The 12,412-nt window shown below is 47.5% G+C and carries 10 protein-coding genes; all 10 read right to left on the bottom strand.

What is annotated here, in order from left to right:
• Positions 1-12 precede the first annotated feature (12 nt).
• The 10 genes from F597_RS0100755 to F597_RS0100710 all read right to left on the bottom strand — a co-directional run bounded on the left by F597_RS0100755 (position 13) and on the right by F597_RS0100710 (position 12,406).
• Positions 13-1,212, bottom strand: coding sequence for an aminotransferase-like domain-containing protein (locus tag F597_RS0100755; protein ID WP_019537794.1), 1,200 nt, complete (start codon positions 1,210-1,212; stop codon positions 13-15).
• A gap of 113 nt (positions 1,213-1,325) precedes the next feature.
• The gene (locus tag F597_RS0100750) at positions 1,326-1,751 is read right to left on the bottom strand and encodes an ACT domain-containing protein (RefSeq protein WP_019537793.1); all 426 of its coding nucleotides are present in this window, start codon (positions 1,749-1,751) and stop codon (positions 1,326-1,328) included.
• A 40-nt stretch (positions 1,752-1,791) separates the two neighbouring features.
• The gene (locus tag F597_RS0100745; protein WP_019537792.1) at positions 1,792-3,087 is read right to left on the bottom strand and encodes a phenylacetate--CoA ligase family protein; all 1,296 of its coding nucleotides are present in this window, start codon (positions 3,085-3,087) and stop codon (positions 1,792-1,794) included.
• Position 3,088: 1 nt separating this feature from the next.
• Complete coding sequence (locus F597_RS0100740; protein ID WP_019537791.1) at positions 3,089-3,664, bottom strand: indolepyruvate oxidoreductase subunit beta; 576 nt, start codon at positions 3,662-3,664, stop codon at positions 3,089-3,091.
• Between the two features lie 152 nt (positions 3,665-3,816).
• Complete coding sequence (locus F597_RS0100735; RefSeq protein ID WP_019537790.1) at positions 3,817-5,406, bottom strand: thiamine pyrophosphate-dependent enzyme; 1,590 nt, start codon at positions 5,404-5,406, stop codon at positions 3,817-3,819.
• Between the two features lie 345 nt (positions 5,407-5,751).
• Positions 5,752-5,985 (bottom strand): hypothetical protein, encoded by a 234-nt coding sequence (locus tag F597_RS0100730; protein ID WP_019537789.1) that lies wholly within the window; start codon positions 5,983-5,985, stop codon positions 5,752-5,754.
• A gap of 141 nt (positions 5,986-6,126) precedes the next feature.
• Positions 6,127-8,292, bottom strand: coding sequence for a polyribonucleotide nucleotidyltransferase (pnp, locus tag F597_RS0100725; protein WP_019537788.1), 2,166 nt, complete (start codon positions 8,290-8,292; stop codon positions 6,127-6,129).
• A gap of 282 nt (positions 8,293-8,574) precedes the next feature.
• The gene (locus F597_RS0100720; protein WP_026326970.1) at positions 8,575-9,246 is read right to left on the bottom strand and encodes a hypothetical protein; all 672 of its coding nucleotides are present in this window, start codon (positions 9,244-9,246) and stop codon (positions 8,575-8,577) included.
• A gap of 71 nt (positions 9,247-9,317) precedes the next feature.
• On the bottom strand, positions 9,318-10,016 hold the full coding sequence (locus F597_RS0100715; RefSeq protein ID WP_157278857.1) for a hypothetical protein: 699 nt from the start codon (positions 10,014-10,016) through the stop codon (positions 9,318-9,320).
• 116 nt (positions 10,017-10,132) lie between these two features.
• A complete protein-coding gene (locus F597_RS0100710) occupies positions 10,133-12,406 on the bottom strand; it encodes an OmpA family protein (RefSeq protein WP_019537785.1) in 2,274 nt (757 codons plus the stop codon).
• Between the last annotated feature and the right edge of the window lie 6 nt (positions 12,407-12,412).

Here is a 12,412-nt window from a genome sequence, read left to right as displayed (position 1 = left end):
ATGGTGTGCGGCTCACGGGCCGCACACTTCTTTAATAGCCTCGGCAATCAGTGGTACACCCCGCCGGATGGTTTCCACATCGGTATTGCAAAATGATACCCGCATAAAATTATTTTGAATCCCGTCGGGATCGAAAGTTTTTCCCGTCACGAAGACTACCCCTTTCTCAATTGATTTTTTCAAAATGGCGGTCGCGTCGCAACCTTCCGGTAACTGTAACCAGGTATAGAATCCTCCACGTGGTTGTTCGAAGGATACATAATCCGGTAGGGATGCCTTCAGTGCTTCGATCATGGCCAATCCGCGCTTCTTATATTCCTGCCGTACACTTGCTGTATAACGGTAGACATCCCCCTGCCTGATAAACTTGTCGGCAATCACTTGCGATATGCTGGGTGAGCAGGCATCGATCGATTGTTTGATCAGTTCGCATTTCCGGTAGATCTCTTCCGGCACCAGCATCCATCCCAGGCGTAATCCCGGTCCCAATATTTTGGAGAACGACCCGGTGTAGCAGACATCGATCCCCTCCGGATCCGTGGCCTTCATCAGCCGCATCTCCGGCAGATCCTCGTCGTAAAAATAGAGCTCGCTGTAGGCGTCATCTTCGATCACGGGGATTTCCCTTTCTTTTAACAGAGCCATCATTTCCTGTTTCACCTTCCGTGAGTAGATGATTCCGGCAGGATTATGGAAATTAGGCGTATAGTAAAGGAATTTTGGAGCGGGTAGGGTGGTTTCGAGCCTCTTTTTGAGCTGATCGATATCCATTCCGTCCTCTTTCAGCGGTATGGAGACCAGGTTTGCCTGATAAGCACGGAAAGCGGAGAGTGCTCCGATAAAGCCAGGGTTTTCTACCAAAACCGGATCCCCAGGGTCGATAAATGCCTTTGCGAGGATGTGTATGGCCTGTAGTGAGCCGGTGGTGATCATCAACCGGTTGCTCTTTACCGGCAATCCCTTTTTTTCGAGGTAGTCCGACAACGACTCCAGCAACGAAGGCAGCCCTGTGGTAGGCCCATACTGTAACGCCGTCTGTTTTTCCTTTTCCGTGAGGGATTGATAGATCCGGTCAAGGGTTTCGAGTGGGAACAGCTCATTTCCCGGCATGCCGCCGGCAAAAGAGATTATATCGGGAGCCGTAGCGAGGCTCATCAGGTCACGTATCTCCGAAGAGCGGAGATTTGTGACACTGCTTGCGAATCGGGTCATAGTTGATAATTGACAGTTGATAATTGATAATTGACAATTGATAATCACAAATTTGTTGAGGCTTAATCTTAAATCTTGAATTTTGAATCTTGAATCTTGAATATGAAATCTGCTCAAAGCTGATAAATATCACATTGGGACAGTAGTTTCACACCTCTATTTTCCAGTACCTCGGTTACGGCGGATATATCTGCTGTGCGGATGACTGCCAGTGCCACATCACGGTTTGAAAAAGCATACATATAGTCCACATTGATATTCTCTTCAGTGAGTATCTTTAATATCTGATAAAGCGAACCCGGCTCGTCGGGTATGTTCACGCAGGCCACGTCGGTCAGTCCGATCGAAAATCCTGCTTTTTCCAGTACTTCCTTTGCCAGTGCAGGCCTTCCCACCACCATGCGCACAATGCCGTAATCCGTTGTCTCGGCCAGGTTGAGCGCAGTAATGTTTATATCATGTTCGGCCAGAATACGGGTTAACCCCGTAAGCCTTCCCGACCGGTCTTCCAGAAAAACAGATAATTGTTGAATATGCATCCTGTTGATTATTTTGGTGATTTGGTAATGAATTAATTTTTTATTTCCTGTGGTCGATGATCCGTTTTGCTTTTCCTTCGGAACGCTCTATGCTGTTAGGTTCCACTAATCTGATGATCGCACTGATCCCCAGCAGGCTTTTGATGTTATGGTCGATGCGCCGCCGGATCCCTTCCAGTTCGCGGATGCTGTCCGACCAGTTCTTCTCATCGATCTCCACCAGAACTTCCAGCGTATCGAGATTGTTTTCCCTGCGGACGATAAGTTGGTAATGGGGTGAGGTCTCAGACATCTCCATCAGCACCGATTCCACTTGCGAGGGAAAAACGTTCACGCCGCGGATGATCAGCATGTCGTCGGTACGTCCCAGGCATTTCTCCATACGTACCAGCGTCCGCCCACAGTCGCATTTCTCCCGGTGCAACCGTGTAAGGTCGCGTGTCCGGTAGCGCAGCAGGGGCATTGCCTCTTTACTTACCGTAGTGAATACCAGTTCACCCATTTCCCCGTCCGGCAGTACCTCCAGTGTTTCGGGATGGATGATCTCCGGGATGAAATGATCTTCGAAGATATGGTTCCCACATTGGCACTCGCACTCCATGGAGACGCCCGGCCCGATCACTTCACTCAGGCCGTAAATGTCGTATGCTTTGATATGTAGTAATTTTTCTATCTCCCTGCGCATCTCGTTCGACCACGGCTCCGCGCCGAAGACGCCTGCCCGCAGTTTGACATCTTCCGGGGAGATACCCTCTTTCAGGATGCTTTCGCCCAGATGTGCTGCGTACGACGGTGTACATGCCAGGATGGTGGCATTGAAATCGGTCATGAACTGCAACTGTTTTCTGGTATTACCGCTCGATATAGGAATGACCGTTGCTCCCACTTTCTCGGCGCCGTAGTGCAGCCCCAATCCTCCGGTGAAGGGGCCGTAGCCGTAGGCTATCTGAATGGTATCGCCGCAGTGGATGTCCGCCATGGTCAGGCTGCGCGCCACCACTTCCGCCCAGATATCGATATCCTGCTGGGTGTAACCTACCACTGTTGGTTTTCCTGTTGTGCCGCTTGAAGCATGTATCCGTACCACCTCATTCTGGTGCACGGTGAAGAGTCCGAACGGATAGTTCTCCCTCAGATCGGTTTTGGTAGTGAACGGAAGCAATTTCAGCTGATCCACGCTCCGTATATCGCCCGGTTCAATTCCTCTCTCTTTCAGTTGTTCTCTGTAAAACGGCACGTGGTCGTACATCCGTTGTATCATGGCAGAGAGTTGCCTGCTTTGCAGCGCGTGCATCTGTTCTCTTTCCGCACATTCCCTTTCGGGGTTCCAAATCATCTTATTCCGACGCATATTCTTTTCCAAGCCTGAATGCTTTTATATTCATATCGATTATTTCTTCTCCTTTTCTCTCAAAAAACAATCCGATTGCTTTTTCCAGTTCTTTTTCTCCTATCCCCAGATAAGGCGAAGCGGCTCCCAGCATAACCACATTGAAAGTCTTCGGGCTTCCTGCCTTTCTGGCCAGTGACTCTGCTTCTACCGGCAGGTGTGCGGCCGATTTCCTGATAGTCTCTAGCAATGTCTCCTCATCCGGATAGCCCGGAATATTCTTATAAGGTTCGGTTGCAGTGACGATAACACCCGCGGGCGACAGGAAAGGGAGATAACGGAGCGCCTCCATGGGTTCGATCGACAGGATCAGGTCTGCTTTGCCGAGCGGTATCAGATCCGAAAAGATCTCTTCCGATGAGATACGCAGGTGCGATTCCACCGCACCGCCGCGCTGGCTCATACCGTGTACCTCAGCTTGTTTTACGTTCAGTCCCAGGTTCATGGCCGCCAGGTCGATGATCGACGCAATGGTAAGTATCCCCTGGCCTCCGACACCTGCAATAATGATATTCTTATGCATATATTTTTTAGATACAAGATTCAAAAACCAAGACTATGGAAATTCAAAATTCAAGATTCAAGATTTTCAAACTTCTTGACTTCTCCACTTCTTTTTTAATTATTCACTACTTCCCGAAGAATCGGGACAAGTTATCCTACCTTCCCATTTTATCACTTTCCCACTTTTCCACCTTTTTTCGCTGTCTGTACACATTCCCGTTGGGCGATGATCACGGAAACACCTTCATAGTCGAGTTCTTCTTTTAGTATTGTTACGTTGTTTTCGAGGTTTTTTTTCAACGGTACTACCAACCGGATGTGTTCCTCCTCCACACCGATTCCTCTACATATATCATAGAAACGGCCTGTTCCCGCCGAGTCCTGCCCTCCTGTCATTGCCGTAGTGCCGTTGTCCGATATGATGACGGTCATGGGCGACCGGTCGTTCACCGCATCGAGCAACCCTGTCATTCCCGAATGGGTAAAGGTAGAATCCCCGATTACACACAAGGCCGGTCGTATTCCTGCGTCGGCAGCGCCTTTTGCCATGGTAATGGCCGCACCCATATCCACGCAGGTGCTGATGGCACTGTAGGGTGGTAAGGCCCCCAGCGTGTAACACCCGATATCCCCGAAGACATGATGCTCCGGATAATTTTCCATTACACGGTTGATGGCGTCGAACAGGTCTCTGTGGCTACAACCTTTGCATAGCATGGGCGGCCGTCCCGTTACAATTCCGGGCACAGTTCTTATTTCTCCCGTATCCACTTTCAGCGCTTGAGCCAACAGGTTGGGAGAGAGTTCTCCCGTACGGGGCAGCGCACCATCCAGCCGTCCACGGAATTTTCCGTTTCCGAAATATCCTTTCAATAATTCTTCGTAAATGGGGTACCCTTCTTCGGCAATAAGCACGGAGGAATATCTCTCTGAAAATTTTTTTATTTTCTTTTCAGGTAGAGGGTATTGCGATATTTTAAGTACCGGAATATGGAGGTTATACGATTTGATCACTTCCATCGCGTAATTATAAGCAATGCCGAAAGCGATGACGGCTATGGAACCTTCCCCTTCCGTTATCCGGTTAAAATCCGATAATTCCGAGGAAACTGCCAGTTCCTGTTGTTTTTCGAGCAGGCGTTGGTAGTTTTTCCGGGCGTTTGCAGGCAGGAGTATCCATTTCCCCTTATCTCCGGAAGGATGTAGCCCGTTTTGTTTCCGCGCTTCTCCGCGCATGATTGCTGCACGTGAGTGGGAGAGTCGCGTAGGGATACGCAGCATCACGGGTAATTCCGTTTTTTCCGACAGGTCGAATCCGTAGCGTACCATATCATAGGCTTCCTGCTGGTTGGCAGGTTCCAGTATAGGGATCATGGCGAATTTACCGTATACACGGCTATCCTGTTCGTTTTGCGACGAGTGCATCGAAGGGTCATCCGCTACTGCTACTACCAGTCCCCCGTGTATACCGGTAACGGCCGCATTCATGAATGCGTCGGCAGCCACATTCAACCCTACATGCTTCATGCAGGTCAGACTTCGTTTTCCTGCGTATGACATTCCCAGTGCGGCTTCGAAAGCTGTTTTCTCGTTCGTCGCCCATGCCGACCGTACCTGTATCCCGTTGGTCTGTACCGACTGTTGTATAAACTCCGTAATTTCCGTAGAAGGAGTGCCCGGATAAGCATATACCCCGGATATTCCGGCATCCAGCGCTGCCTGCGCAATGGCTTCGGCTCCCAGTAATAGTTGTTTGTACATATTTTTCAGTAGGTTTTTGCAGATTGTGAATTATACAAAAAACCTCCTAATAGTGTGTTTTTATTCAAAAATCAAAGATTCAAGTTGCAAATGTACAAAAAATAAGCCCATAAAGTTTTAAATTTTCAAAATTAGAATGATTCTAAATATACCTCATTTTGACCGAAACAATCTTTATATTGGGGTTCTGCGTTAGGATGTTTCCGAATTCATTTTATCATAGAGGATGCTAAAATCCTATCTACTATTACATAATTTCCTGAGATATGGAATACAATATTCCAGTGTTTATTTTTCGATAATAGTCGTTTGCCTTTCGGATTGATTTGTTTTACTGTTTTCCACTCAGAATAAGGTAAAACTCCGGTGGATATAATCTTCTAAGTCACTAAAAAAAGTATCCAGTGTGACACAATTGTTTGGGAAGTTTTCCGGCGTCAATGTTTTATCGAAAAGTTTTTGTTGTTTGTCTTTTCTTTTCTTTGTACTGAATTTAGTTTCGGAAGAAACCTTATAATCAGCTTCAGGATCCCTGACTGTGTTTCTTCTTTTCCCGGAGATGTAGATCTTCTTTTTCATTGTTTTTAAATTATCTATTTTGTACAAAAATAAAAGATAAAGTTAAGATAAACAAACAATAAACAGGATTTATGTTTGAGAAAAACACAAAAAAAAGCGAACCCGGAAAAGGCTCGCTTTTACTATAAATATGTTGTCTGTTTAATACTCTATACCCTGGCTGCCGCTTCTTTCAGGGCGTTCAGGCCTTTCGGGGCGTGGAAGCAATACTTTACGTGACAGTTTGAATTTACCGGTTCTCGGGTCGATATCCATCAGTTTCACCTGTATCTTATCACCTTCCTTGATACCTGCGTCTTCCGTTCTCTCCAACCGTCTCCATTCGATTTCGGAGATATGCAGGAGTCCGTCTTTTCCCGGAAGGAACTCGCAGAAAAGACCATAAGGCATTACGGAACGAACAGTGGCTTCATATACCTCTCCGATTTCGGGGATAGCTACAATACCTTTGATCTTCGCCATGGCGGCATCGATGGAAGCCTTGTTGTTGGCAGATATTTCCACGCGTCCTTTGTTGTCGATCTCTTCGATAGTGATGACGGTACCCGTTTCTTCCTGCATTCCCTGGATGATTTTTCCACCCGGGCCGATGACAGCGCCGATAAAGTCTTTCGGTATCTCGATCACTTCGATCCGCGGAGCATGCGGTTTCAGGTCGGCACGGGGTTCCGAGAGGGTCTCCATCATTTTTCCCATGATGTGTTCACGACCGGCTTTGGCCTGTGCCAGAGCTTTTTCGAGGATCTCATAGGAGAGTCCGTCCACTTTGATGTCCATTTGTGTGGCGGTGATACCGTCTTTGGTGCCGCACACTTTAAAGTCCATATCTCCTAAGTGATCTTCGTCGCCTAAGATGTCGGAAAGGACGGCAAAATTCTGTCCTTTGTTTTCCGAGATCAATCCCATGGCGATGCCGCTCACCGGTTTTTTGAGGTTCACTCCGGCATCCATCAGTGCCAATGTACCTGCACAGACGGTAGCCATAGATGATGAGCCGTTCGACTCCAGGATATCCGACACCACACGCACCACATAAGGATAGCCTTGTGGGATCATCCGTTTGAGGGCACGGTGCGCCAAGTTGCCGTGTCCTATCTCGCGACGGCCGGTAGCACGTTGCGGACGGGCTTCTCCGGTAGAAAAAGGCGGGAAATTATAGTGCAACAGGAAGCGGTCGGTGCCGTGCACCAGTACATCGTCTACAATCTTTTCATCTAGTTTGGTGCCCAGTGTGACGGTTGTCAACGACTGTGTTTCACCGCGGGTGAAGAGCGCTGAACCATGAGGTCCGGGAACAAAATCTACTTCGCTCCAGATCGGACGAATTTCGGTAGAGTTACGACCGTCGAGACGTTTTCCTTCATCGAGGATGCAGCGGCGCATTGCCTCTTTCTCTACAGCGTGATAGTAGCGGGCTACCAATGGTTTTTTCTCGTCTCTTTCTTCTTCGGGGATCGATTCCAGGAATTCTTCCAGGATTGATTCGAAAGCTTCTATCCGCTCATGTTTGTTAGGATTCTGAGAAGACGCTACTGCATAAGCTTTTTGGTAGCATTTGTCCCATACTTGTTTGCGGAGTTCTTCGTCGTTCTCTTCGTGGCAGTAGGTGCGTTTTACCGTTTTTCCTGCCATTTCGGTTAGTTCCATCTGTGCGCGGCAATGCTTTTTGATCTCTTCGTGAGCAAATTTGATGGCATCGAGCATTTCCGCTTCAGACACTTCATTCATCTCACCTTCCACCATCATGATATTGTCGATGGTAGCACCCACCATGATATCGATGTCGGCTTGTTGTAACTGCTTAAATGTGGGGTTGATAATGAACTGTCCGTCAATACGTGCCACACGTACTTCAGATATTGGTCCGTTGAAAGGTATGTCCGAAACGGCCAGTGCGGCAGAAGCGGCCAGTCCGGCCAATGCGTCGGGCATATCTTCACCGTTGGAGGAGTAGAGGATGACGTTTACAAAAACATCGGCATGGTAGTCATCGGGAAAGAGGGGACGCAGTGCGCGGTCGATCAACCGGCTGGTCAGCACCTCAGAATCGGAAGGTTTTCCTTCTCGTTTCATAAAACCACCCGGAAAACGTCCGGATGAGGCAAATTTTTCTCTGTATTCAACCTGTAACGGCATAAAATCGGTTCCGGGGGTTGCATCTTTGGCGGCACAAACGGTGGCCAGCAGCATGGTGTCACCCATACGAAGGGTGACGGAACCATCGGCCTGTTTTGCCAGTTTCCCCGTCTCCAGCGTAATCGTGCGTCCGTCTGACAGCTCGATCTGCTTTACAATTGGATTCGTCATAAATGATAAGTTATTATTTTCTTTGCATAAAATCCCCCAAAGGTACATAAAGTTTTGGTTTCTTGATGCATTCGGGACTATAAAATATGGAGGTGTGAGGTGAAAGTTGGTTGGTGATGAAAAAATATCAAGGTCTGGACTCCTGTCAAAAAAAGAAGAGCGCCTTGTGAGGGGCGCCCTTGCTTCCGGAAAAGAATATGAATTTGTTACTTTTTGTCCATATTTTTAAACGATGAATGAGTTATTGTAAAAAATAGTCTGATTCTTTTCCGTTACTTCTCCTTAATAGTAAATGATACCGTATTCGCGATTCCGGGCAAGCTGTTTTTCGGGTGGCAAGCCGGTGTTGTGCTTTTCCACCTCTTCCCATATCACCAGAATGACCTTATCCACTTTTTCCCGGTAGGCAGCTACCTCCTGCAAGGCGCACGTGGTGGCCTTCTGGTGCAGTTTCTGCGTCTGGTACCCTTCTTTGAAAAGGGTGAACATCACATTCACCTTGGCGATGGATGGATTATAGATCGGCACACCGCTGTGTGAGATACGTCGGTACTCTCCCCGGATAATTTTTTCCCCCCATTCCAGCAACTGTTCATGAGAGGTTATATCGGGGACAACCAAACGGGCATCTTCCAATCCGTATAGATCCAGTTGTTCTTCTTTTATTTCGGAGCGCATCACACACATATACAGTACCTGTATGAAATGGGAAACATAGATACGGGCATTGTGGGTTGTCTTGGCGAAAGAATGCCCCGCATTTACCTGTATGTCGTAGAACTGCTGGTAACGGGTAGTTAAGCGTTCGAATTCTGTCAACACGCTTTTGGCCTCATCAAGGATGCTTGTTGAGAACGACAGTTCCGGAAAATCGGTGTCGGCCGCTTTTTGAATTGCCGATTTCAAGGCCCTGATACGGGCGTTGTCTGTATTTGGTAATCTGCGATGTGACATGTGGTATAAAATTAAGAACTAAGAATTAAGAACTAAGAACTGAGAACTGCCTCATAATTCATAACTAAAAGTTATTTATTCCATTTTTTGGCGCGTGACCGTAATTCATCGATAGACTCTTTTTTCTGTGGAACGGCCTGTTGCGTATCAGCCTCGTCAATACGGCCCTTTTCATCACTTTGCCGGACCTGGCGGTGCGGCGGCGCCGATACCGGTTTTTTTGCCGCAGGAGTGGGCGCTGGCGCCGGAAGAAGCGACAAGAAATCGGTATATGATTTTCTCAACAAAGCCGCTTCCTGGGGATTGAGGTCGATATTTTGGTAACCCTGCGCATAGTGCACGACAAACTTCTTCACCGGTTTATCGGCCAGGAATGAAAGGTTTCCTCCGAATACGACCCTCATATCCGCAATTTTCTGCGCCACGGTATTCATCCTGCGGGCTTTTGCATACCGGGCGGCTTTTAATTCATACTTACCGCTTTCCGTCTCAACCCCGAGTTTCTCATCTTTGAAATATTCCACGGGGACGGCTTCCTCAAACACGGCATCGGTGAACATGTACTTCAAGGAGAGGTTCATGAACTGGGCTCCATTCTCATATATGAATCTCACCGTAATCATCGGGTCCCTGAATCGAGGCTTTTTCTGTAATTTTCCCTGGGAAACTACTTCCCATTCGGACGTCACCGCCTCGGGCGTATATTGCGCGAAGCCGTTGAATGACATGAATATGCATGTCGTTAACAATAAATACCTGATTGTTCCCATAATTGTTGTTTTATAATGTATATCAATTTCTAAATTTTATGCTCTAATCTCTAATCTCCAACTTCCAATTCTAAGCCCTAAGCCCGTAACTCTTAGTTCTTAGTTCTTAGTCAGTCCTAATTATTCAGCGTATCCCATAAATTGAGTTCATCGGCCAATTCCCTTACTTCCGAGTCCAACTTGGTACGGGCATATAATTCGGGATTGAGCTCACATGCCCTTTGAAGATGCTTCGCGGCTTCATTCTTATTCTCTTTCCTTGCCTTGACAATGGCCAGTAAATATTCGTTCCTGCCGGTTTCGGGCAAAGCCTCCAGCACTTCCTGGGCTTTATCGTTATAACCCAGGCAGACCAATGCCAGCGCTGTGTTATAGTCGGCATATTTGGCCAATTTGTCTAAAGCGTCCATATACTCTTTTTCCCTCAACAGTTTTATTCCTTCGGCATAATCCTCACGATAAGTTTCCTGCAACGTATTTTCTTCTATGCCGGGCCGGTTGATGTGTAGCGTCACGTCAAAACGCAGCAGTTTAGGATATATCTCCTCTTTGATGGTCTTATAATCATCGGGAAAATCCGTTTTTATGTTCTCTTCGGTCATGTCGGGGTATATCGCGTTGGTAAGGTAATCCAGTATTGCCTGCCGGTACAGCAGGCTTCTATGTGCCTGCACTTCCTTTGCCAATGTAGGCCAGTCTTCTCCCGCCGCCTTGGGCACAGCCGTCCTCACCCCTTTTTGTTTTAGATAATCGGCGGCCTCTTGCGCCCTGTTTTGCGACAGTTCGTAGTTCTCATGCCACGATCCCGTGAGATCGGTATATGCGCGGACCGACACGCTGTCAACCACCAGGTCTGCTTCATTGTTATAAATTTGATAAGCCTCGACTATTTTGTCAAATATCTCCGGGTTTTTAAGATCTTTGATGCGGTACGATTTTCCCGTCCGGTAATTGGGGTAAATGCTTTGGTTGTCCACCATATTCTTATGGAGCATTTTCCGTTCGGTGACCATTGATTCGTCCGCCAATTGGGATAACGAGGCGATGAAGTAAGTCAGCGTATCCGAAAGGGGAAAGACGAATGTCGATTTGTCCGCCCCCTCCACCATCGAGGCCAAGACCACTTCCAGCTTTTTAGTACCTTTATCGATCTTCCACGGCTGCTTGTAGGGATAGATGAAATCGACCTCGGCGCTGATCACGGTATCTACCCTTAACACCGCTTCTTCTCCGGGAAGGGGGAATTCTACCACCTCCCTGAATATCTCGTCCTTGCGGTCGATATTCATATCATTGAGCACTATCTCATCGATCAGATAATGCCTCTTTGCTATTCTTGCCGAATCTTCTTTCGTGAACGGTTTCGCCTTCAGGTCCCGCAGGGTTAATCCCTTTTGGTGGATATCCCTGTATTTTCGCGGGATATGGCTCCGTCGCATTATGCTGTCCTTGTGGGCATGGATATTGATGTCGGGGTGGATCGAATCGACCCAGTCGAAAGAGAATTGCCTTTTAAGGTAGCTTGTGTAGTCTTTCTTGTATTTGTCCATATATTGCCCATAGATACCCAGCGTATCGATCCCTTTATTTTTATCCAACTGCCTGAAGGCTTTCTTATCCGACTTGCGCCAATAGCGTGACTGCATGTGCTTTTTATGCCGTCTTGCAATGGCCTCCATCCGGAGAAATTCCATTTCGTTCATTTTCTTCCAGTTGGCATAGTCCATCATCAGGTCATAATTGCGCCTGTAATCATTGTAGTTGCGCCTTTGCATTTTGTAGATATCCTTGTTCATCCCTTTCCAGTCAACGAACAAAGAGTCATAAGCCGACGGATCCACGATAGTGCTCAGAAAATCCTGGTATGCCTCGTAATCGCCCAACTGCTTGTCCCTGAACCCTTCGCCTGTTACTAATATGGTGTCCAGCGGCGTGATGCTGTCCCCGTCTATCAGGAAAGGGGCCAGTGTCAGCCGCCAGTATGGGTCGAGTATGTCTACGGGGGCGATAATGTCAAAATCCACATGCACCCTGCCGTCCCTTTCCGTGGCAAAATTCGATTTTGCTTTTACCACTACACCGGATAATCTGTATGTCTTGGTCGTATCCAGTTTATCCATCTCATTGACGAGTACCTCGTTTTGGGAAAGGTCACCGGAGTATTCCGAGAATGAAACCTCTTCCGATACCGACCGGGAACCATCCAGTCCTTCTATGCCTCCCTGGTCGGCAAAGGTGATTTCGGGTTTCGTCGTTTGCATGAACAGCCGTTCTATATCTAACTTCCGGTAATTCTTTTTTATCGAACACGATGGGGAGATCGTGATCATAAAAGTAAACGCGATTATAAAAAATAACAGACTAAAATTAAACGGAGTATATTTCTTCATACGATT

It is taken from the genome of Proteiniphilum acetatigenes DSM 18083 (assembly GCF_000380985.1).
GTDB lineage: Bacteria > Bacteroidota > Bacteroidia > Bacteroidales > Dysgonomonadaceae > Proteiniphilum > Proteiniphilum acetatigenes.
The sequence above is the reverse complement of the archived record's forward strand: the minus strand, read 5'-3'. Positions and strand labels throughout refer to the sequence as shown.